This window comes from Duganella sp. P38 (genome assembly GCF_050859475.1).
GTDB lineage: Bacteria > Pseudomonadota > Gammaproteobacteria > Burkholderiales > Burkholderiaceae_D > Rugamonas.
In genome coordinates, this window is the sequence record NZ_CP193936.1 from 198,911 (window position 1) to 221,350 (window position 22,440).

The following is a 22,440-nucleotide window of genomic DNA, read 5'->3' on the forward strand; positions in this document are numbered from 1 at the left end:
GAAAGCCATGCTGCGCGCAGTGATCTGCAAGGGCGACCCGACCTCGCACGGCGGAAAAGTCCTGGAAGGCAACGAACTGGTCACCACCAACGGCCGCGCCGTGGCGCAGCAAGGCCACATGACGCTGTGCCCGCAATGCAAAGGCAGCTATCCGATCATCGAAGGCGTGGGCAACCACAGCTACGCCGGCGTCAACACGGCCGTGGACGGCATGAAAACCGCCTGCGGCGCCAGGCTGATCGCCACACAGCAGCAGATGCTGATCGACGATGGCGGCGGCAGCAGCGGCGCAGCTGTCGCCCCGGAAGCAACTGCGGCCGGTGTTGCTGCCACTACCGCAGCCAGCCAATACAGCGGCGCCTTCCGCGCCGTCGACGAGCAAACCGGCCAGCCGGTCGGCGGCCTGCCCTATCGCATCGAACTGTCCGACGGAAGCACCCTGCGCGGCGTGACGGATAGCGACGGCAACACCGAGCGCGTCAGCAGTAACGATCCGGCAACCGCAAAGCTGTACTGGGAAGCGGAGGCCAACGATGAGTGAAGCAGCCACCTGCACCCTGGCGTCCAGGCCTGACGTCACCGTTGTACGCATTTGTGCACGGCGAAACATCTGCTATGAATTCAACACATCAGCGTCTGGGCAAAGAAATCTACAAATACCTTACCTTGTTATCGTAAATGGCGAAGTACAAAACCCACGCCGGATACGCACACTCGGCAACAGTCGGAAGATCAACTTGGTAGTCGATGCCGGAAGCAAGGTTGCTCTTTATTTGAACAGCGATGTCCATCCAGACCACAGAAAAAATCCGGTGTATGAAGTTACCGCGAGCGAACACGATGCACTCATAAAAATTACCGAAGTGATGGGACGGATCAATCACATCACCGCAGTGGTAGGTGTCGCCACAATGCGCGTATCAAACGGGCCGGATAAACCCCCGGTTGCTCACTATCAGGCGAGGTTGACGGGCGACATATGGATGAGCGTATCTCATCGCTATTCGGAATCGGAGGCGAACGCACTACTGCCAGAGGGCACTAGTGAGGTGGTTCGTGAAGCGGTCTGCAGTATCTATCGCGGTCTCAGGGTAGAACGCCTGCGGATACCTCTTGGAAGTGAAACGGCCTCCAGCACCGGCATGTTGGTGGTTCATTTTCAGAGGGCGCGGAATGCGGAGGAAAATATCGTTCGTGTTTCTTTGCTCACTGATGTATTGCCGAGAACACATCCCTGCGCTTTTGCTGCACTTTTCAGTGAAGCGCGCGCAGTCGGCGTGACCGAAATGCTGGTTACTTCGACCTGGCGCCCGATGTTCGGTTCGATTTTACATAGGGCAGGCTTAAGTTTGGACATTGCGAGCATACGCAATTCCGATGGCGAAATTAAGATTAATCGCGAAGGACTTATCGAGCCAGGCCGTTCACACAACCCTAACATCACTGATCGCGAGAAGGCGTTATATGAAGAATACAAAGTATTAGATCGAGCGGCACAAAGCGCACCAAGGGACAGGAGAAAGCGGGAAAATGCAAACGAAGGAGAAAAAAATGGGAAAAAGAAGTCGATAGCAATCAGCCAAGACTTATGCGCGAACTTCGAAAAAGACTCGCCAATCATCAGTCAGTCAGCCAAATCTTCGACCCCTGGTATATGGAATCAGATACGGCTCGGCAGCGCGACCCGGTGGTCAACAAACAAGCGAGCCAAAATGAAACTACCCATGACAATCATCTCCATCTGACAATTCGTGAGCCAAATATTTATGAATAGTTTGCATGCCCTGATGATGGCGGTGGCAACAACCATTCCGATTGGTGCACAGCCTTCTCCTGACGTAGTTGCAGCTGCGCGCGAACCGAGCAAAGAACCTTGGGAAATCCGGTACGTGTTATTCGTGGCACCGACCAAAATAATGCGTGAGCAGAAGAACCGTGGCACGGCGTCTCAACGCACAGATCTCAAAAAATCCTGAATTGCTTTACCTGAGCGCACAGGCCTTAATCGCTCAGTCCAGTACGATTGGTTCAGTCGCTACAGCCCCCATCCACTTCGATAACCAAGGTCATGTGCTGAACGTAAGCCGCCTGTCCCGGTTCACAGGACGGCGTACCAAATTCGACCGCATGATTCTATTAGATACATCAAGCCCCCCGCCGCGCCAGCTCTACCATGTAGCTGACTGGACTGAAACTCACCTTGGCCCCTCTTTGTGCACACTGCTTGATTCAAGACGCTATGAGCAAGACAAAGACTTCACGAAGAAAGGTAATTTCGGCTGCAAAGAATGGGGCCGACAGCTATACGACAGCAGCCGGCCTTATATAGACGTAACAACCTACACTGCGACAGGAAACTTCATCGGTCAATTCATGGGCTGGGCAAGAATAGTCGATGCTCCCAAGCCCATCATCGGCATGCAGGACAATACCTGGATGTGTCTCCATGAATGTCCAGCTGGCGAGACACCAGGGGTGATTAAAAACATCAAGACATGGACCAGCAAGCACGGCTACGCGATCCCCGTTCCTCCCGCATTTCAACCAGAGTATCCCGATAAGAACTACGACGACGAAACCTACTGCGAAAGTAGTCAGGAGATACCGCAGCTAATGACACACGCCATAATGTATGAATAAAACTTCGCTCATTTTCGTGCCGCTATTTATACCTCTGGCTGCCTATGCTAGCTCACCATCGGAGAGCGTGAATGCATGGGAGGTACGGTATGTTCTGATTACGGATTCTGTGCGCGGCTTTCAGCAAAGCGCTTCGCTTGCGAGCGCAGAAAATCGCGAAGCTCTGCAACTGCATAACGGTTCACCACCCCTTAACGCTGCAGTGCTGTTCAAACCTACTGCCGTATTCAACAAAAGGGTAGCCGTAGCTCTGATTGAATTTGATCGTAATGGCCACGTTATTGGCCACGACGCGCTGGCCGGTTTCAGCGGAAGGCACGGTGCTTACACTACACTCGTCTTGTTCAAGGACAAACCCTACTACTTTGCAGACTGGTACGTCGAGCCGGAACCAAGTCACTTTATGCCGGCGCTATGCACCCAGCGCGACTACTGGCGTTACACTCGTCCATGGAACTACGAATCAGCCGACGGCGGCTTTGGCTGCCGCGAATGGACAGCCCAGCTTTATCGGAAGGAACGTCCCTATATCGATGTAACGACATATGGCAATCGTCGTAATTTTATCGGTAAATTTATAGGCTGGGCAAGATTTGAGGATGCACCGAAACCGGTGATCGGGAGCAGTGGCAAGACATGGCTATGCCTGCACGACTGCCCCGCTGGCGAAAAGCCGGGCATCATTCCGGACATCCGTGCGTGGACGCGCAAGCATGGCTTCCCGGTGCCGGTTGCTCCGGCCATACAGCCGGAGTATCCCAACACGGAAACCGAAGACTGAGCGATTACTTCTCAGTCAGGCCGCGGCGTTCCAGCAGCGGTTCGATCTTGGCGTCGCGGCCGCGGAAGTTGCGGTACATTTCCATCGCGTCCATGGTGCCGCCTTTCGACAGCAGCATCTTGCGGAAATAGTCGCCGTTCTTGCGCGTCATGCCGCCGTTTTCGTTGAACCATTCCACCGCGTCGGCGTCCAGCTTCTCGGCCCACAGGTAGCCATAGTAACCGGCCGAGTAGCCGCCGGCGAAGGTGTGCGAGAAATAGGTGGTGCGGTAGCGCGGCGGCACCGGCGCGTAATCGACGCCCGCTTCCTTCAACGCGGCCGCCTCAAAGCCCAATACGTCGGTCGGGATCTGCGATACGCCCAGCTGGTGCCATTTCTGGTCCAGGATCGATGCCGCCAGGTACTCGGTGGTGCGGAAGCCTTCGTTGAACTTCTTCGAAGCGACCACTTTGTCCAGCAGCTCTTTCGGAATCGGTGCGCCGGTTTGATAGTGCTTAGCGTAGTTGGCCAGCACCGCCGGATTGACCGACCACATTTCGTTGACCTGCGACGGGAATTCGACGTAGTCGCGCGGCACGCGGGTGCCGGCGAAGCGCGGGTATTTCACGTTGGAGAACATGCCGTGCAGTGCGTGGCCGAATTCGTGGAACAGCGTGCGCAGTTCGTCGAAGGTCAGCAGCGTCGGCTCGCCGTCGGCCGGCTTTGGAATGTTGAGGTGATTCGCCACCACCGGGTGGGTGCCCATCAGCGACGATTGCGATACGTAGGCGTTCATCCACGCGCCGCCACGCTTGTTGGAACGGGCGTAGAAGTCGGCGATGAAGATGGCCAGCTGCTTGCCGTCGGCGTCGAAGACGTCGAACACGCGCACGTCCGGGTTATACACCGGCAGGTCCTTGCGCTCCTTGAACGACAGGCCGTACACCTGGTTGGCGGCGAAGAACACGCCGTTGGTCAGCACGCTGTTGAGCTCAAAGTATGGACGCAGTTCGTTCTGGTCGAAGTTGAAGCGCTCGGCCTTGACCTTGTCGCTGTAGAAGGCCCAGTCGTGCGCGGCCAGCTGGAAGCCTCCGTTGGCCTTGTCGATGGCCTGCTGGATTTCCGCGCCTTCTTTTTTGGCGTTGCTGACGGCCGGCTTGGCCAGTTCGCCCAGCAGCTTGTTGACGGCGGTGGTGTCGTGCGCGGTCTGGTCTTCCAGCGAGTAGGCGGCGAAGTTCGGGTAGCCCATCAGCGCGGCCTTCTCGGCGCGTAGCTTGACGGTGTCCAGCACCACCTGGGTGTTGTCGAATTTGCCGCCATGGCTGCCGCGCGCCAGCGACAGCGCCATCAGCTTTTCGCGCACCGCGCGGTTGGTCAGCACCGACAGGCTGGCCTGGCCGGTGGTGTTCACCACCGGGATCAGGAATTTGCCTTGCAGGCCTTTGGCGGCGGCGGCCTTGGCGGCGGCGTCGATCGCCTTGTCCGACATGCCGGCCAGTTCTTCGCGGGTGTCGACCACCAGCGCCGAGGCGTTGGCTTCTTCCAGCACGTTCTGCGCGAAGGTGGTTTGCAGCTTCGCCAGTTCGGCGTTCATCGATTTCAGCTTGGCCTTGTCGGCGTCCGACAGCTGCGCGCCGGCGCGCACGAAGTCGGTGTGGTAGCGCTCCAGCAGGTACTTGGACTCGGCGTCCAGGTGCAGCTTGTCGCGCTTGTCGTACAGTGATTTGATGCGGGCGTACAGTTTGCCGTTCAGGCGGATGGCGTCGCTGTGTGCCGCCAGCTTCGGCGACAGTTCGCGCTCCAGCGCCTTGAAGGTGTCGTTGGTGTTGGCGCCCGACAGGTTGCCGAACACGCTCGATACACGCGACAGCAGCTGGCCCGACTTCTCCATCGCGACGATGGTGTTGTCGAAGGTGGCCGGCTTCTTGTTGTTGGCGATGGCTTCGATTTCCGCCGCCTGCTGGCGCATGCCTTCCTCGAAGGCCGGCGCGTAGTCCTCGTTCTTGATCTTGTCGAACGGCGGATAGTTGAACGGCAGGCTGCTGACTTTGGCGAACGGGTTCGATGCGGGCAGCATCGAGGCCGGCTCCGCGTGGGCGACGCTGAATACCGCCGCTACGCTGGCGGCCAGGATGATGTTGGTGTGGTTCATTCGATTATCCTTATAAACTGTTTATATTAATTCAGGCCACGGCGTTCCAGCAGCGGTTCGATCACAGGATCGCGGCCACGGAAGTTGCGGAACAGGTTCATGGCGTCATCGGTGCCGCCGCGCGACAGCAGCTTGGCGCGGAACCAGTCGCCGTTCTTGCGTTGCAGGCCGCCGTTTTCCTTGAACCATTCGACGGTGTCGGCGTCCAGCTTTTCCGACCACAGGTAGGCGTAGTAGCCGGCCGAGTAGCCGCCCGAGAAGCTGTGCGAGAAGTAGGTGGTGCGGTAGCGCGGCGGCACCGGCGCGAAGTCGACGCCCATGTCCTTCAGCGACTTGGCCTCAAAGCCCAACACGTCGGTCGGGATCTGCGCTGGCGTCAGCTGGTGCCAGCGCTGGTCCAGCAGCGAGGCGGCCAGGTATTCGGTGGTCATGAAACCCTGGTTGAATTTCTTCGACGCGATCACCTTGTCCAGCAGTTCCTTCGGCATCGGCGCGCCGGTCTTGTAATGCTTGGCGTAGTTGGCCAGCACTTCAGGCCACACCGCCCACATTTCGTTGACCTGCGACGGATACTCGACGAAGTCGCGCGGCACGCTGGTGCCGGAGAAGCGCGGGTACTTCACATTGGAGAACATGCCGTGCAGCGCGTGGCCGAATTCGTGGAAGGCGGTCTTCACTTCGTCGTAAGTCAGCAGCGTCGGCTCGCCGGCCGGCGGCTTCGGAATATTCAGGTGATTGGCCACCACCGAGTGGGTGCCCAGCAACGAAGATTGCGACACGTATTCGTTCATCCAAGCGCCGCCCTGCTTGTTGGAGCGCGCGTACATATCGGCCAGGAAGATGGCCAGCTGTTTGCCGTCGGCGTCGAACACGTCGAACACGCGCACGTCCGGGTTGTACACCGGCAGGTCCTTGCGCTCCTTGAACGAGATGCCATACAGCTTGTTGGCCGCGTAGAAGACGCCGTTGATCAGCACATTATCCAGCTCGAAGTAGGGCTTCAGCTGGTTCTCGTCGAAGGCGAAGCGCTGGGCGCGCACCTTGTCGGTGTAGTAGGCCCAGTCGGCGGCGCCGATCTGGAAACCGCCTTTTTCAGCATCCACCACCGCCTGCAGGTCGGCCGCTTCCTTCTTCGCGTTGTTGACGGCCGGCTTGGCCAGCTCGCCCAGCAGCTTGTTGACCGCCGCGGTGTCGTGCGCGGTCTGGTCTTCCAGCGAATAGGCGGCGAAGTTGGCGTAGCCCAGCAGCGTGGCCTTCTCGGCGCGCGCCTTGGCGATCTTCAGCACCAGCTCGCGGTTGTCGTATTCGCCGCCATGGCTGCCGCGCGCCAGCGACAGCGCCATCAGCTTTTCGCGCACGGCGCGGTTGGTCAGTTCCGCCAGCGGCGGCTGGCCCGAGGTGTTGACCACGGCAACGAAGAATTTGCCGTCCAGGCCTTTGGCCTTGGCCGCTGCGGCAGCGGCGTCGATGGCGGCGTCGCTCATGCCGGCCAGGTCGGCGCGGTTGTCGACCACCAGGCCGGAGGCGTTGGTTTCCTTCAGCACGTTCTGGGTGAAGGCGGTTTGCAGCTTGGCGATGTCGCCGTTCAGCGCTTTCAGTTTGGTCTTGTCGGCGGCCGACAGATTGGCGCCGGCGCGCACAAAGTCGGTATGGTAGCGTTCCAGCAGGTGCCTGGATTCGGCGTCCAGCTTCAGCGCGTCGCGCTTGTCGTACAGCGACTTGACGCGCGCCCACAGTTTTGGATTGAGGTAGATGGCGTCGGCATGCGCGGCCAGCTTCGGCGACATTTCGCTGTCGACGGCGTCCAGCTTGTCGTTGGTGTTGGCGCCTTGCAGGTTGCCGAAGATGGTTTGCACGCGGATCAGCAGCGCGCCGGATTTTTCCATCGCCACGATGGTGTTGTCGAAGCTCGGCGCGGCCTGGTTATTGGCGATGGCGTCGATTTCCTTCAGCTGCTGGCGCATGCCTTCGTTGAAGGCCGGGATGAAGTGCTCGTCCTTGATCTTGTCGAATGCCGGATAGTGGAACGGCAGCGTGCTGACGGTGGCCAGCGGATTGCCGGCCAGCGGGGCGGCCGGCGCGGCCAGGACGGTTTGCGAAAATGCCACGCCCAGGGCGGCGGCAACAACAAGCAGATGAGGACGGGTCATGAAGCGCTCTTTCTCTATGGTTCAGCATGAAGCGTCAGATCATAGCAGCGCGACACGGCGACCGTCACTGGCAAAAAATGCTGCACTGCACATTCTTGGAATCAGCAGGTGTTTTCCGAAGAATACTTTGCGACAGCAGCGATTTCCGTCAAATCCTCGTGTCAGCGCTTGAACAGCGCTTCGATGCGGCGCTCCGGCAGAAACCACAGGAAGGCCACCAGCACGTACAGGCTGAACGAAATCCAGACGTGCACGAAGGCGGTGAAAATGGCCAGCAGGTACAGGGCCACGGACGCATACCCCTTGCGCTCCTTGGCCAGCGCCACGGTGATGACGGCGTCGCTCGGATTGCAGACGATCAGCGCCTTCTCCAGCAAGGTGTAGGCGATGGCCGACATGAACAGCACGCCGCCGTACAGCGCCACCGTCAGCGGCGCGAAGTCGTTTTCGCCCATCCAGCCGGTAGTAAACGGCACCAGCGACAGCCAGAACAGCAGATGCAGATTGGCCCACAGCACGCGGCCATCGACCACCGACGAAGCGGTCAGCATGTGGTGGTGGTTATTCCAGAAGATGCCGACATACACAAAGCTCAGCACATAGCCGCACAACACCGGCAGCACCGATTCCAGCGCCGCCAGGTCGGCCCCGTGCGGCGCCTTCAGCTCCAGCACCATGATGGTAATGATGATCGCGATGACGCCATCGCTAAACGCTTCCAACCGGTTTTTGCCCATCTGTTTATTCCTCCTGTGCGCAGCACTGTAAGCGATTCACGTCATCCGCGCCTGATTCATTAGGGAGACTGGGGCCCGGTTGACTTTTCTTAAAGTTGCCGGAAAAGAACGTCACTATGATTTCCTCACGGAACTGTCCGTGTTCCGCCACCGAAAAACCCTACCATTGAGGAGCGACATTCATGATATCCCTGTCCAAATCCCTGCTGGTCAGCGCGGCGCTGAGCTGCTCAGTCGCCGGCGCGGCCGATCTCGGCGTGCTGGCCAATTCGGCCGGCCTGGCGATCAAGGCCGCCACGCTGAGCGACGGCGAAGTGGTCGACCTGGCCCGCAAATCCTGCGCCGCGCTGGACCAGAGCAACAAGGTCGCCGCGCCGGGCAGCAAGTATGCGAAACGCCTGGCCACCGCGTTGAAACCGCTGAAAATGAGCAAGTTCAATGGCCGTCCGCTGGACGCCAAGGTCTATCTGGTCAGCGACGTCAACGCCTTCGCCATGGACAACGGCTGCATCCGCGTCTTCTCCGGCCTGATGGACATCATGAACGACGACGAACTGCGCGCCGTGGTCGGCCACGAAATCGGCCACGTGGCGCTGGGCCACTCGAAGAAATCGCTGCAAACGGCCTACAGCCTGCAAGCGGCGCGCAGCGCGGTGGGCACCGTCAGCGCCACGGCCGCCACGCTGAGCCAGTCCGAGCTGGGCAACCTGGGGCAGAAATTCATCGAGGCGCAGTTCTCGCAGTCGCAGGAAACCGACGCCGACGACCAGTCGTACAACCTGCTGTACAAGCAAAAACTGTCGCGCACCGGGCTGGTGACGCTGTTCCAGAAACTGGCCACGCTGGAAGGGCCGGGGCACAGCATGTTCAGCTCGCATCCGTCGTCGCCGGACCGTGCGCAGCGCATTCAGACGCGCATCGACCGGGACCACTAGGCGTGCGCCCATCGGTCCGGCCTGCCCAGCGCGGCCCGCCGAAACGGCACGACCGGGCGCCAACATTACCAGTTCGATAGCTTGCATTTTTGCATTGGACAAATTGCAAATTCCGCCATATTCTGGTTTTTTTAACGGAATATCGGGAAATCATGTTGCGCCATCTTGCTGCTCCTTTGCTCCTCGCCGTCCTGGCGCCATCGCTCGCCGCCGCCGACACCGGCCGCGTCGCGGCGGTGGCCGATTTTCCAGCTGCGCCAAGCCGGAATGGCCGAAAGAGGCGCTGCGCAAGGAGCAGAGCGGCAAGGTCACGCTGAGTTTCCTGATCGGCGTCGACGGCGGCGTCAACGACGCCAGGGTGGTCGGCTCCAGCGGCTATCCGCTGCTGGACGAGGCCGCGCGGGACGGCATCCGCAAGTGCAAGTTCAAGCCTGCCACCGTCAACGGCGTGCCGCAGGAAGGCTGGCAGATGATGCAGTATGTATGGACGCTGTCGCCGGCCGCGCCAGGCATCCCGCCCGCCCCGCGTGCGCCCAGCCCGCACCTGGCGGCCGCGCTGGCCGGCGACCGCGACGCGCTGTTCACGCTGGCGCAGGACTACGGCAAGGGCACGGCCGACGAGATCGCCGACGTCAACCGCATGCTGCAAGCGCTGGCGGTCAGCACCGCCGCCGCCCAGTTCGAGATGGCCAGCCGCCTGTATCAGGGACGCGGCGCCCCGCTGAGCCGTTCGGAAGCGCTGTCGTTTTATCGCCAGTCCGCCGACGCCGGCTTCGCGCCGGCGCAGGAGCGCATCGGCGCCTTTCTCGATTACGGCACCATGGGCATGCAGCGCGACAGCAAGGCCGCGCTGGACTGGTACCTGAAGGCGGCCGCGCAAAACGAGCACGCGGCGGAAAACGCCATCGGCGTGATCTACCACAACGCCCGCACCGGCCAGCGCGACTACGCCAAGGCCGCCGAGTGGTACGCCAAGGCGGTCGCCGGCAACAACACCTGGGGCCAGGCCAACCTGGGCCGGCTCTACATGCGCGGCCAGGGCGTCGAGAAAAACCCGGCGGAGGCGCTGCGCCTGCTGCACCTGGCCGCCGACAAAAACAATCATGCCGCCGAGCTGGACCTGGCGCTGATGTACTTCAACGGTCTCGGCGTCGATGCCGACGACGCCACCGCGATCCGCTTCCTGCGCCGCGCGGCGGCCGGCGGCGACGCCAACGCCCAGGTGCGGCTGGCCGGCGCGCTGACCTACGGCGTGCACATGCCGGTCAACCTGGCCGAGGCCGTCGGCTGGCTGCGCAAGGCGGCCGACAGCGGCAATGGGGCCGGCCTGAGCAACCTGGGCCACGCCTACGAGACCGGTCGCGGCGTCGAGCAGAACTACGCCACCGCGCGCGGCCTGTACCTGCAAGCGGCCGCCAAGGAAAACGGCAACGCCGAGGCGGCGCTGGGCGGCCTGTTGGAACAGGGCCGGGGCGGCGAACCCGATATCGGCCGGGCAGTGACGCTGTACCAGTCCGCCATCCGCCACAACAATGCGGACGGCATGGCGCGCATGGCCCGCCTGCAGGAGTCCGGCCAGGGGGTCGAGCAGAACCAGGCCGAAGCGCGCGCGCTGTACGAACGCGCCGCCGGCCTCGACCACGCGGGCGCGATGCGGCGCCTGGCCAAGGCCTACCAGAACGGCGAGCTGGGCCTGGAAGCGGACGCCGCCAGGGCGCAGCAATGGCAGCAGCGGGCCGCCGAGCGCAGCGCCCGGCAGAACAACCCGTTCAAGATCTGACACGGCTATTCGTCGCGGATTTCCGCCTCCACCAGCTGCGCCAGCAGAACCAGCGATTCCTGCCAGCCGAGGTAGCACGCCTCGGCCGGGATGACGGCGGGAATACCCTCCTGCACCACGTGCATTTCGACGCCGCAGAACACGGTGCGCAGCGTGACGGTGGTTTGCATCCGGCCCGGCAGATTGGGATCGTCGAACTGGGCCGTGTAGCGCAGCTTCTCGCCCGGCGCCAGTTCCAGATATTCGCCGCCGAAGGCATGGCTGGCGCCGGTGCTGAAGTTGGTGAACGACATGCGGTAGGCGCCGCCCACGCGCGCCTCCAGCTGATGCACTTTGCCGGTGAAGCCGTGCGGCGGCAGCCATTTGGCCAGCGCGTCCGGATCGAGAAAAGCACGGTAGACGCGCTCGGCGCTGGACTTGAGCACGCGTTGCAGTTGCACGGTATTGGTCGTCATGGTCGATTCCCCCTCCTAAAAATGTCGCCCCGCAGGAACGACGAGGGTAGCCAAATACAGCTTCGCTGGCAAGGTGGACAAATTATCTTTTTCTTAATATGATCAACGGTCTTTCACCTGCGTCCATCTACCATGCGTTGCTTGTTAATCCTGCTTCCCCTATTTGCCTTCATTACAGCTGATGCTGCCGAGGTTAGAACAGCGGCCCTGGTCAATTTCAATACCTGTGCCAAGCCGGAATGGCCAAAGGAAGCACTGCGCGAGGAAGAAAGCGGGACGGTTCACATGAAATTCCTCATCGACGAAGAGGGCAAGGTCCTCGACAGCTTGGTCCAGACATCGAGCGGCTCAAGCTTGCTGGATGACGCGGCAATAAACGGCATTCGGAGCTGTGCGTTCACGCCGGCCACCCTCAACGGCGTAGCGGTCAGGGGATGGCAGAAAATGCAGTATGTCTGGTCGCTGGAAACCGATGAACTGGTGCGCAAGACAAAAGAGGAAGCGGTCAAATATCGCGCAGCGGCGATAGAAGGAGACGCTGCAGCGCTGTATCAACTGGCGCAGCTATTCCGGAACAGGATAGTCTTCCCGTTTGACAATGAAAAGTACATGCAGCTGTTGCGCATGTCCGCCGACCGCTCCCACCCCGAGGCCGAGTATGAGTTGGGCGCCAACTACAACTCCGGGGTGATACTGGGGAAAGACCCAAGCCAGGCCCTGGCTTGGTACCAGCGAGCCGCCGATCATGGTCATCCTTCGGCGCAATATCGCCTGGGCGACTACTACGAGTCCGGCACCAGCGTGCGGCAAGATCTGGCACAGGCGGCGTCATGGTATCGCTTGGCTGCGGAGCAAGGCGAGCCTGCCGCTGAATTAGCGATGGGGCGGTTGCACGAAACCGGTCAAGTGGTGGAGCGCAGTGCCGAGCAGGCCGGCGTGTGGTATCGCAAAGCGGCCGACGCGGGCAACACCGAAGCAGCTTATCGCCTGGCCAGGCTGTATTTGCAAGCCAACGACACCAGCCATGCGGTGCTGTGGTTTACTGTCGCAGCGAAAGACCGGGTTGGGCAGGCTGAGGCCGCGTTAGCAAATCTATATTTCACCGGCGCGGGCGTGCCGCAAAGTGATGAGCAGGGGCTGAAATACCTGTACCGTGCCGCGAACGCCGGCGATGCGCCAGCAATGCGGCAACTGGGGCTGATGCTGTCACAAGGCCTGCGCACCGCGGCCGACACCCAACAGGGCAAGCTCTGGCTGGACAAGGCGGAGCGATTGGGCTCCCCCGCGCAGCCAGGGGACATTGTTCGTTTTCAACCTTAGGCCAGGCTGGCCTCCAGCGCCTGGTCATCCAGCGTGCGGTTGCGGCCGAGCATTTTGGCGCTGTACAGCAGCGAGTCGGCGCGGCGCAGCATGGCTTCGACTGTGTCGCGCTGGTCCAGCAGCACGGCGATGCCGGCGCTGTAGGTCAGCGGCACGCCCAGCTCGCGCGGGCCGGCTTCGGCCAGCCAGGCGCGCAGGCGCTGGTCGTAGGCGCGGATGGCGGCCAGGTCGGCGTCGCGCTTGAGCACGCTGAACTCCTCGCCGCCGTAGCGGCATACCAGGTTGCGCTTGCCGCCGACGGCCGCCATGCCGTCGACGAACAGCTTGAGCGCGCGGTCGCCGGCCTCGTGGCCGTAGGTGTCGTTGATTTCCTTGAAGTGGTCGAGGTCGAGCAGCATGGTGCACAGCGGCTGCCGGCCGCGCTGGCTCTCGGCCACCACCGCCGTAGCGCGCTCCATCCAGGCGCGGCGGTTGAGGGCGCCGGTGATGCCGTCGGTGCAGGCCTGGCGCGCCAGTTCGCGCTCGGCCTCGTCGCGGTGCGCCAGCAGGATGCCGACCAGCGACATCACCACCGTCACATTGGTGGCCAGCGCGAACAGCACATTGGCCGGATGCGGCGTGAAGAAGGTCGGGAAGAGCTCGGTGTAAAAAGCGCCCAGCACGCCGCGCGCGGCGGTCACCGCCATCTGCACCAGCAGCGAGGCCACCAGCAGCCAGCGCCAGCGGCCGACCGCGATCGCGGTCGGGCGGCACAGCGCCACCACCACGATCGCCACCTGCAAGGTCAGCAGCCCATTGGCCCAGCCGACGCGGAACGGGTAGCTGCCGAAGCCGATGCAGTAGCCGGCCGTCATCAGCACCGCGATCACGGCCGGCGCGCGCGCCACCGCCGCGCGGCCGCACCACAGGTCGAAGGCGATGGCGCTGTAGGTCAGGCCGCCGGCGATGCCGCCCATGGCCAGCGTCGACAGCACGCGGTCGAGGGTGGAACCGGGCGTGACCAGGCCGGACGCCATCAGCAACACCCAGCCCAGCGTTTGCAGCAGGATGCCGATCTGCGCCATGCGGGCGGCGCGGTTGATCTTGCCCATCACCGCCAACAGCGCGGCGGCGATCGCCAGCAGGTTGAGCGTCATGGCTATGAGCAAAGAAGCAACATCGAGATGCATAGGGGCGGGCGAAAAAGGGGGAAGGGATGCAGTATAGCAAGCTCGACTCGGCTACACTCTGAACTTACCTTGTTTAACGATTGGAAGCCCGCATGGAAAACTACGCCGAGTTGCTGGAAACGCTGACGCAGCAGGAGAAAGAATTGCAGTTCACCGCCTTCGGCAGCGACACCGCGCTGGCGCTGGGGCTGAAGATTGTCGAGCTGGCCAAGGCGCGGGACAAAAGCATCACGGTCAACATCACGATCAACGGCAAGGTGCTGTTCCACCACGCCATGCAGGGCGCGTCGGCCGACCAGGCCGAATGGATACGCCGCAAGAACAATGTGGTGGCGCGCTTTGGCCGCTGCTCGTTCTACGTCGGCATCGACCACAAGCACCGTGGCGTGGTGTTCGAGGACATCAAGTACCTGCCGCCGGCGAGACTACGCGGCCAACGGCGGCGCCTTCCCGATCGCCATCCGGCACAGCGGCATCATCGGCACCGTCACCGTCTCCGGCCTGCGCCAGGCCGAAGACCACGCGCTGGCCGTCGAAGCGCTGCGCGCGCTGCTGGTTTAGTAGTGCGGCGGGCGTTCGTGGGGCAGCTGGGCGCCGCCGTTGTTCTGGGCGGCGTTGCGCACGTGCTGGGCCAGCGACGCGCACAGCTGTTCCAGCTTGTCGATCTGCCGCTGTTGCTCGTGAATGCGCTGGCTCAGCGAGTCCACCATGTCTTCGGCGTAGGCCAGTTTGATTTCGATGTTGATGAAGCGGTCTTCGGTCTCGCCCACGGCATGCTCCCGGTCAGAAAGCGGGCATTGTAACGCCTTATCCGGCCGGCGGCCGCAACGCCGGCGCGGCCGCCGCCGCCACGCCCGGCAGCTGGAAGCGCCCCACCACCTGCAACAGATCGAGCGCCTGGTCGCGCATGCTTTGCGCGGCCGCCGCCGACTGCTCCACCAGCGCGGCGTTGCGCTGGGTCAGGTCGTCCATCTCGGTGATGGCGGTATTGATGCCTTCGATGCCGCTGGTCTGGCGCTGGCTGGCCATGGTGATGTCGTTCATGATCTCGGTCACGTGGCGCACCGAGGCGACGATGTTGTCCATGGTCTGGCCGGCGGTGTCGACCAGGCGGCTGCCGTCCTCCACCTTGGCGACCGCATCCTCGATCAGTTCCTTGATCTCGCGCGCCGCCTGCGCCGAGCGCTGCGCCAGCCCGCGCACCTCGGTCGCCACCACCGCGAAGCCGCGCCCCTGCTCGCCGGCGCGCGCCGCCTCCACCGCCGCGTTCAGGGCCAGGATATTGGTCTGGAACGCGATCGCATCGATCACGCCGATGATGTCCACCACGCGGCTGGAGCTGGCCTTGATCGAGGCCATGGTCTGCACCACCTGCCCCACCACCTGGCCGCCCTGCAAGGCGACGTCGGAGGCCGACACCACCAGCTGGTTGGCCTGCAGCGCGTGGCCGGCGTTCTCGCGCACGGCGCCGGTCAGCGTCTGCATCGAGGCGGCGGTCTGCTGCAGCGAGTGGGCTTGCGACTCGGTGCGCTGCGACAGGGCCATATTGCCCTGCGCGATCTCGCCGGCCTCCTCGGTGATGGTGCTGCCGGCGCGGCGGATGTCGCCCAGCAGCGTGGTCCAGTTGTCGACCACGGTGTCGAGCCGGCGCGCCAGCACGCCGATCTCGTCGTCGCAATCGACCTGCACCCGGGTGACCAGGTCGCCGGCGGCCAGCCGTTCGGCGGCGGTGCAGGTGGCGGCGATCGGCCCCAGCACCGAACGCGTCAGCCAGCTGGTCAGCGCCAGCAGGGCGGCGAAACCGCCGACCATGGTGACCAGCGTGATCCAGTTGGCGCGTTGGCCGGCGCCCTTGCCTTCCTGTAGCGCGGCATCGGTCTGGCGGTTCAGGTTGTCCACCACGCGGGCCAGCAGCGCGCGCACCTGCTGGTAGCGGGCGTCGGCGTCCTGCATCGCGGCCACGCCGGTGTTCGGGTCCATCGACGCCAGGTCCAGCGCCTGCGCCACGCTGCCGCGATATTGCTGCACCAGCGGCAGCGCCTGCGCCGCCTCGGCCGCGCCGGGCAGCGCCTTCAACTTGTCCAGTTCGGCGCCGATGGCGCTCAGGCCGGAGTTGGCCTGGGCGCCGTATTTTTTCAGCTCTTCCTCGCTCAGGCTGCCGGCGATGGCGATGCGCGCATAGGTGGCCGCATGCAACTGGCCCAGCGCGATGCTCTGCTGGCTGGCCAGTTGCAGCGCCGCGAACGTGACGTCCTTCAGGTCCTGCAGGCGCCGCTCGTTGGCGTGCATCGAGAAATACGACAGGCCGCCCAGGCACAGCAGGCAAGCCAGCGCGGCGGCCGGAACGATCAGCAGTTTATGCGCGATCTTCACGCTGCGCCCCGCCCCGGTTACAGGTAGATGCCGCCGCACACCACGGTATCGCTGAGCTTCTCGCAATACATCTGCTTGGGTTCGATTTTCTTGGTTTCGGGATTGGTGAATTTATAGTCCTGCCAGAAGCTGGGCTTGGCCTTGGCCATGTCCATGCGCTCCTTGACGAAGGCCTTGCCGTCGATGTCCTTGAGCTCGATCAGGTTCTTGCCCACCATCTTGGGATTGCTGCCGTGCGCCAGCACCGTTGCCGTCCAGCTTGTACACCACGATGTACAGGTCGCGGTCGACGAACTGCGCGGCCTTGCCGGTGAAGTCGGCATAGGCCTTGGCGTCGCCGGCGCCCTTGATGTGGGCGACCGCCTTCCTGACCATCGCCTCGGCGTCGGCGCGGCTGGCGCCGCCATCGGCGGCATGCGAGGACAGGCTGCAGGCGAACGCGGCGGCGGCAAACAGGGCACGGGTCTTCATGTCTCTCTCCGTTCTGATGAGGGTGTCGCGTTTATAGTATCCCGACAGAAACGAGGATGCACGTGCGCACGGTGGCGGACGGCTCTTCCGCGCAACAGTAGCAAGGTGCTAGGCAGCCGGCTTGGGCGTGGCCAGCAGTTCCTTCATGCGCGCCAGGCGCTCCTTCGGCGTCAGCACCTCGGACTCCATCGGCACGGCCGTGCCCTCGTCGAGCTTCATTTCCTTGATAAAGCGCGACGGGTCGCAGTGCACCTGCTCGCCGGCGCGCTTGCGTTTCTTGCACCAGGTGATGTGCAGCGTGCGCTGCGCGCGCGTGATGCCGACGTACATCAGCCGCCGTTCCTCCTGCACCCGCGCGGCGATCGATTCGGCCGGCGCGTCGGCGTCGCCCTTGTGCGGCAGGATGCCTTCCTCGCAGCCGACCAGGAACACGTGCGGATACTCCAGCCCCTTGGACGCGTGCAGGGTCGACATGCGCACCGCGTCCGGGTCCTCGTCCTGGCCTTCCAGCATCGACATCAGCGCCACCATCTGCGTCAGCTCCAGCACGTTCTTTTCCTCGCCGTCGCGGTCCTTGCCGCCGCGCCCGCGGTCCTTCAGCCAGTTGACGAATTCCAGCACGTTCTGCCACTTGCTCTGGGCCGCGCGCTCGTCGAACATATCGTATAAATAGTTTTCATAATTGATCGCCTCCAGCAAATCGTCCAGCACCTGGGCGGCGTTGTCGCCGCTGCCCGACGGGCCGGGGCGGCTGGCGCGCGACTCCAGGTTGTTGATGAAGTTGCAGAAGTCGCGCAGCGGATTCAGTTGGCGGTCGGTCAGCAGGCCCTCGATGCCGCCCTTGAACACCGCCTCGAACAGCGAGCATTGCCACTGGCCCGAGAAGGTGCCCAGCGTTTCCATGGTCGACTGGCCGACGCCGCGGCGCGGCGTGGTCACGGCGCGGATGAAGGCCGGGTCGTCGTCGGTGTTGGCCAGCAGCCGCAGGTAGCTGATGATGTCCTTGATCTCGGCCTTGTCGAAGAACGACTGGCCGCCGGAAATCGTGTACGGAATCCGTTCCTTGCGCAGGGCCTGCTCGATGATGCGCGCCTGGTGGTTGCCGCGGTACAGGATGGCGTAGTCCGACCACTTGTTCTTGCGCGTGAAATGGTCGACCGAAATCAGCATCGCCACCTGGTCGGCCTCGGCGTCGTCGGTCGGCATCGAGGTCACCTGGATCGGCTCGCCCAGGCCGTGTTCGGACCACAGCGATTTCTCGAACAGCTTGGGATTGTTGCCGATCACCGCGTTGGCGGCCTGCAGGATGCGCGTGGTCGAGCGGTAGTTCTGTTCCAGCTTGATCACTTCCAGGTCCGGGAAGTCGGTCTGCAAGGTCTTCAGGTTTTCCACCGACGCGCCGCGCCACGCGTAGATGGCCTGGTCGTCGTCGCCGACGGCGGTAGAACATCGGCTTCTTGCCGACGCCGGTGACCATCAGCTTGACCAGCTCGTACTGGCAGGTGTTGGTGTCCTGGTACTCGTCCATCAGCAGGTAGCGCAGGCGCCGCTGCCACTTGTCGCGCACCGGATCGTTGTTGCGGAACAGCTCCACCGGCAGGCGGATCAGATCGTCGAAATCGACCGCCTGGTAGGCCGACAGCGTGGCCACGTAGCTGGCGTAGACGCGCGCCGACTGCGCCTCGTCCTCGTCCTTGGCCTGGTTCAGCGCGACCACCGGGTCGACCAGGCCGTTCTTCCACAGCGAGATGTCGGTCTGGATGCGCCGCACGATCTGTTTATCGGTGGTAATGGCCAGGTCCTGGATCAGCGAGCCGCAATCGTCGCTGTCCATGATGGAAAAGCGGTCCTTGAGGCCGACGCCGTTGGCCTCCTGGCGCAGGATTTTCACGCCCAGCGAGTGAAAGGTCGACACCGTCAGCTGCTTGGCCTGCTTGGGCTGCTTGAGCAGCTTGGCGATGCGTTCCTGCATCTCCAGCGCCGCCTTGTTGGTGAAGGTCAGCGCCGCGATGGTGCGCGGATCGTAGCCGCGGTCCTCGATCAGGTGGGCGATCTTCTGCGTGATGACGCGCGTTTTGCCCGAGCCGGCCCCTGCCAGGACCAGGCATGGACCATCCAGGTAGGTGACAGCCTGGCTCTGGGGCAAATTAAGGCCGAAAACGGGAACTTTGGTGGACATCGGGCGAGGGCTAGTAAAACGGACAAACAGCCCCACATTGTACCAGTCACAGCGGCCGGCACTGATATGCCGCAGGTAGCGGTGCTGACAATACGCTAACATGCGGAGATCGTGGCTTCCCGCCTCACCTTATACTGGTTGCAATCATGAAATTTGAACACTTAATCGAAGTCAACGATCCACTCAACCCGCTGATCGATGCGCTCAGCGTCAAGCAAGTCTGGGCCGGCCTGGTGCTGCGCGCCGAGTCGCCCAAGCTGTTCGTGCCGCACCTGGACGAGGCCATCATCGACGAGCGCAGCGACAACGGCTTCCGCCGCCGCCTGCGCTACGGCGAGCTGGTGGTGGAGGACCGGGTCGAGCTGGAGCCGATGCGCCAGGTGCGCTACCGCGTGGCCGCGCAGCAGGACATCGCCGAGTCCAGCCTGACCATGACCATCGAGCAGCCGACCGAGGACACGCTGTTCGTGCGCTTCCAGTACGAGGACAGCCACGACGCCGCCACCGACCAGGCCAACGCCATGTACGACGAGTTCCGCCGCTCGGCCTACGTCGAGTCCGACATCGACACCATCGGCATGCTGCGCGAGCTGGCCCAGCAGGGCCGCCTCGACGCCATGCTGAACTAGGCCAGCGCCGCGCGGCCCACACCTGCGCCATGCGCAGCGGCGGGGCGTGCAGCGCGGCCACCTGGGCGTTGGTCAGCGCCTCGCGGATCGCGTGCAGCGCGTTGCGGGTGTCGCGTTGCAGGAACACGTCCAGCGGCGCGCCGCGCGGCCCGATCACCGATTCCACATGCGGCGTGGTCGATTGCAGGCCGCGCCGCGACACCACGCCCACCTCGCCGTTGATCATGCGCACCCAGGTGCCGATCGGATAGATCCCCAGCTCGCGAATCACCAGCGACACCAGGTTGGTGTCCAGCGTGGTACGGGCCTCCAGCAGCATGTCGCGCAGCGCGCCGTTGGGCGTCATCACCGGCCGGTAGCTGCGCTCGGACACGCGCGCGCAATAGCGGTCGGCCAGCGCCACCAGCTTGGACAGCAACGGAATCTGCGCGCCGACCCTGGCGGCGGGATAGCCGCTGCCATCCTCGCTCTCGTGATGGTGCAGCACGCATTGCAGCCAGGCGTCGTCGTTGACGCCGGCCTGGCGCAGCAGATGGACGCTGCGTTCCGGATGCGCCAGCAGGCGCGCGCGGTCGTCGCGGTCGAGCGGGGCGGCGCTGTCGTGCCAGCGCTGGTGATGGGGCAGCATGCCGGCGTTCATCGTCAGCGCGGCCAGCGTGGCCGTCATGATGTCGTTGCGCGAACGCTGGCGGGCGCGCGCCAGCAGCACCGCGATCACCGCCGTGTTGACGCTGTGCCGCGCCGCATGCGGCGCCGCCTGCTGGTTGTGCAGCACGCTGGCGGTGGCGATGTCGGCGTCGATCTCGATGGCGGCGTGCACCATCAGCGCGATGTCCTCCAGCTTGCGCAGGAAGTCGGGCGGCACATGGCCCTGCGCCAGCACCTGCAGCAGCGTATGCAGTTCCAGATAGGCGGCGTTCAGCTTGCGCAGCACCGACGGCGGCTGCGGCGCGGTGTCCGGCGGCGCGCCGTCTGCAAACACGCCGCGCTCGACCAGATAGGCGATCTGGTTGGCGCTGGCGATCATGTGTCCCTTGCGAACCAGCAAAGCGCCATTTTCACCGTAGACATCCCACGGCAGCAGCATGCCCAGCTTCAAATCGGCCGCAGTCACTTTACGTATGTTCATGGGGGCGAAGCATACGGCGTTTGGCGCGGCGCCGTGGATCTTTTTGTATCTGTGATCCTACAATAACAATCTATGGCGCCGGCGTGCAATCGACGCAAGGACAGTCGTGCGCAGGCTCGTTTTCCAGGTGGTGCGCCAGGTCGCGCAGCGCCGTGCGCACGCCCTCTTCCACCACCGGATGGTAGAACGGCATGTCCAGCATGGCGTCCACCGTCAGCCCGGCCTGCACTGCCCAGGACAACAGGTGGCCGATGTTTTCCGCGCGCGGCCCGATCATCTCGGCGCCGAGGAAGCGCCCGCTCTTGTATTCGGCGTAGACGCGCAGCATGCCCTTGTTTTGCAGCATCACGCGGCTGCGGCCCTGGTTGTGGAACGACACCTTGCCCACCGCGAAGCGGCCGGCGTGCGTGACGCACAACTCGCCATAGCTGCTGCCCATGGTGGCGATCTGCGGCTCGGAAAAGCTGATGCCGAGCGGCGTGCGGCGCAGGCCCGGCCTGACGTCCGGATGGCGCGCGGCGTTCTCGCCGGCGATGCGGCCATGGTCGGCCGCTTCCGCCAGTTGCGGGCGTTCGTCGTTGGCGTCGCCGGCGATGAAGATGGCGCTGTCGCCGCACTGCATGGTTTGCTTGTCATAGACAGGAACGCCGTGATGGTCGCGCTGGAGGCCGGTGTTTTCCAACCCCAGCTTGTGCACATTCGGCCGCCGGCCGACGGCCGACAGCAGGTAATCGAAGTGCTCGGTGTGCTGGTCGCCGTTGGCGTCCTCGCTGGTAATCGCCAGGCCGTCGCCCTGCTTTGCCACTTTCGCCACCTTGGTTTTGAAGCGCACGTCTAGTTCCTCCAGCAACACGCCGCGCGCCACGTCCAGCACCTCCGGGTCGCTCAGCTGCGCCACGCTGCCGCCGCGGCCGAAGATGGTCACGCGCACGCCCAGCCGGTGCAATGCCTGGCCCAGCTCCAGGCCGATGACGCCGGTGCCGGCCACCGCCACCGACTGCGGCAGGTCGTCCCAGTCAAACACCTGGTCGCTGGTGATGACGCGCTCGCCGGCGGCGCGCCACTCGTCCGGCACGATGGGCGTGGAGCCGGTGGCGATGACGAAGCGTTCCGCCTCCACCAGCGTGTGCTCGCCGATCTGCAAGCGGGTCGGGCTGAGGAAGCGCGCGTGGCCGTGCAGCTTGTCCTCGGCCGGGTAGCTGTCGACGCCCTCGACCACGAAGCCGACAAAGCGGTCGCGCTCGCTGCGCACGCGCGCCATCACCGCCTTGCCGTCGATGCGCGCGCCGCCCGGGTGCACGCCGAAGCCGGGCGCGATGTGCAGCATGTGCGCGGCGTCGGCGGCCGAAATGAGCAGCTTGCTCGGCATGCAGCCGACGCGCGCGCACGTGGTGCCGTAGACATTGCTTTCGATAAGCAGCGTTTGCTTGCCGCCGGCCTTGGCGGCGCGATAGCCGGTCATGCCGGCGGTGCCTGCGCCGATGACGGCGACTTCAGTGCGTATGGTTTTCATGGGAATAAGTTTACCCCGGATTTCGTGTTTTACTTCGGCGCCAATCAG

Annotated in this window: 17 protein-coding genes and 3 pseudogenes; 9 read left to right on the forward strand and 11 right to left on the reverse strand. The window is 63.4% G+C overall.

Annotation, left to right across the window (positions count from 1 at the left end; genetic code table 11):
* Positions 1 to 7 precede the first annotated feature (7 nt).
* From ACRQ5J_RS00835 to ACRQ5J_RS00850, 4 genes are all read left to right on the forward strand, one after another.
* Positions 8 to 541, forward strand: a complete 534-nt coding sequence (locus ACRQ5J_RS00835) for a PAAR domain-containing protein (protein ID WP_432380715.1) — start codon at positions 8 to 10, stop codon at positions 539 to 541.
* Complete coding sequence (locus tag ACRQ5J_RS00840; protein WP_432380716.1) at positions 534 to 1,745, forward strand: hypothetical protein; 1,212 nt, start codon at positions 534 to 536, stop codon at positions 1,743 to 1,745. Before ACRQ5J_RS00835 ends, ACRQ5J_RS00840 begins: the two co-directional genes overlap by 8 nt.
* Before the next feature lie 190 nt (positions 1,746 to 1,935).
* On the forward strand, positions 1,936 to 2,640 hold the full coding sequence (locus ACRQ5J_RS00845; RefSeq protein WP_432380717.1) for a hypothetical protein: 705 nt from the start codon (positions 1,936 to 1,938) through the stop codon (positions 2,638 to 2,640).
* Entirely contained in the window at positions 2,633 to 3,421 is a 789-nt protein-coding gene (locus ACRQ5J_RS00850) for a hypothetical protein (protein ID WP_432380718.1), read from the forward strand. Before ACRQ5J_RS00845 ends, ACRQ5J_RS00850 begins: the two co-directional genes overlap by 8 nt.
* Before the next feature lie 4 nt (positions 3,422 to 3,425).
* Here the strand turns inward: ACRQ5J_RS00850 and ACRQ5J_RS00855 are convergent, their stop codons facing one another.
* From ACRQ5J_RS00855 to ACRQ5J_RS00865, 3 genes are all read right to left on the reverse strand, one after another.
* Positions 3,426 to 5,552, reverse strand: coding sequence for a M3 family metallopeptidase (locus ACRQ5J_RS00855; protein WP_432380719.1), 2,127 nt, complete (start codon positions 5,550 to 5,552; stop codon positions 3,426 to 3,428).
* Between the two features lie 26 nt (positions 5,553 to 5,578).
* Positions 5,579 to 7,702 carry a M3 family metallopeptidase gene (locus ACRQ5J_RS00860; RefSeq protein WP_432380720.1) on the reverse strand — a complete coding sequence of 708 codons (2,124 nt, stop codon included), beginning with the start codon at positions 7,700 to 7,702 and terminating at the stop codon, positions 5,579 to 5,581.
* A 161-nt stretch (positions 7,703 to 7,863) separates the two neighbouring features.
* Positions 7,864 to 8,439 (reverse strand): TMEM175 family protein, encoded by a 576-nt coding sequence (locus ACRQ5J_RS00865; protein WP_432380721.1) that lies wholly within the window; start codon positions 8,437 to 8,439, stop codon positions 7,864 to 7,866.
* A 182-nt stretch (positions 8,440 to 8,621) separates the two neighbouring features.
* Between ACRQ5J_RS00865 and ACRQ5J_RS00870 the strand changes: the two genes are divergently transcribed.
* Entirely contained in the window at positions 8,622 to 9,374 is a 753-nt protein-coding gene (locus ACRQ5J_RS00870; protein WP_432380722.1) for a M48 family metalloprotease, read from the forward strand.
* 103 nt (positions 9,375 to 9,477) lie between these two features.
* Entirely contained in the window at positions 9,478 to 11,154 is a 1,677-nt protein-coding gene (locus tag ACRQ5J_RS00875; protein ID WP_432380723.1) for a TonB family protein, read from the forward strand.
* A 5-nt stretch (positions 11,155 to 11,159) separates the two neighbouring features.
* Here ACRQ5J_RS00875 and ACRQ5J_RS00880 read toward each other — a convergent pair whose 3' ends face one another.
* Positions 11,160 to 11,609, reverse strand: a complete 450-nt coding sequence (locus ACRQ5J_RS00880; RefSeq protein WP_432380724.1) for an SRPBCC family protein — start codon at positions 11,607 to 11,609, stop codon at positions 11,160 to 11,162.
* A gap of 141 nt (positions 11,610 to 11,750) precedes the next feature.
* Between ACRQ5J_RS00880 and ACRQ5J_RS00885 the strand changes: the two genes are divergently transcribed.
* Entirely contained in the window at positions 11,751 to 12,929 is a 1,179-nt protein-coding gene (locus tag ACRQ5J_RS00885; RefSeq protein ID WP_432380725.1) for a TonB family protein, read from the forward strand.
* On the opposite strand, the gene ACRQ5J_RS00890 is transcribed toward ACRQ5J_RS00885, so the two are convergent.
* Entirely contained in the window at positions 12,926 to 14,065 is a 1,140-nt protein-coding gene (locus ACRQ5J_RS00890; protein ID WP_432380726.1) for a GGDEF domain-containing protein, read from the reverse strand. The genes ACRQ5J_RS00885 and ACRQ5J_RS00890 overlap by 4 nt on opposite strands.
* Positions 14,066 to 14,190: 125 nt before the next feature.
* Here ACRQ5J_RS00890 and ACRQ5J_RS00895 point away from each other — a divergent pair.
* Positions 14,191 to 14,415, forward strand: a pseudogene (locus ACRQ5J_RS00895) (heme-binding protein); the annotation flags it as partial.
* Positions 14,416 to 14,655: 240 nt separating this feature from the next.
* Here the strand turns inward: ACRQ5J_RS00895 and ACRQ5J_RS00900 are convergent.
* The 4 genes and pseudogenes from ACRQ5J_RS00900 to ACRQ5J_RS00915 form a co-directional block, all read right to left on the reverse strand.
* Positions 14,656 to 14,808 carry a SlyX family protein gene (locus tag ACRQ5J_RS00900; RefSeq protein ID WP_432383561.1) on the reverse strand — a complete coding sequence of 51 codons (153 nt, stop codon included), beginning with the start codon at positions 14,806 to 14,808 and terminating at the stop codon, positions 14,656 to 14,658.
* A 97-nt stretch (positions 14,809 to 14,905) separates the two neighbouring features.
* On the reverse strand, positions 14,906 to 16,471 hold the full coding sequence (locus tag ACRQ5J_RS00905) for a methyl-accepting chemotaxis protein (RefSeq protein WP_432380727.1): 1,566 nt from the start codon (positions 16,469 to 16,471) through the stop codon (positions 14,906 to 14,908).
* 17 nt (positions 16,472 to 16,488) lie between these two features.
* The gene (locus ACRQ5J_RS00910) at positions 16,489 to 16,794 is read right to left on the reverse strand and encodes a cache domain-containing protein (RefSeq protein WP_432380728.1); all 306 of its coding nucleotides are present in this window, start codon (positions 16,792 to 16,794) and stop codon (positions 16,489 to 16,491) included.
* Between the two features lie 256 nt (positions 16,795 to 17,050).
* Positions 17,051 to 19,121 (reverse strand): annotated as a pseudogene (locus ACRQ5J_RS00915) (UvrD-helicase domain-containing protein).
* A gap of 146 nt (positions 19,122 to 19,267) precedes the next feature.
* Between ACRQ5J_RS00915 and ACRQ5J_RS00920 the strand changes: the two are divergent.
* Positions 19,268 to 19,750 carry an SRPBCC family protein gene (locus ACRQ5J_RS00920; protein WP_432380729.1) on the forward strand — a complete coding sequence of 161 codons (483 nt, stop codon included), beginning with the start codon at positions 19,268 to 19,270 and terminating at the stop codon, positions 19,748 to 19,750.
* Positions 19,751 to 20,045: 295 nt separating this feature from the next.
* Here the strand turns inward: ACRQ5J_RS00920 and ACRQ5J_RS00925 are convergent.
* Positions 20,046 to 20,879, reverse strand: a pseudogene (locus ACRQ5J_RS00925) (HD-GYP domain-containing protein); the annotation flags it as partial.
* A gap of 70 nt (positions 20,880 to 20,949) precedes the next feature.
* On the reverse strand, positions 20,950 to 22,392 hold the full coding sequence (locus ACRQ5J_RS00930; protein WP_432380730.1) for a dihydrolipoyl dehydrogenase: 1,443 nt from the start codon (positions 22,390 to 22,392) through the stop codon (positions 20,950 to 20,952).
* Positions 22,393 to 22,440 lie beyond the last annotated feature (48 nt).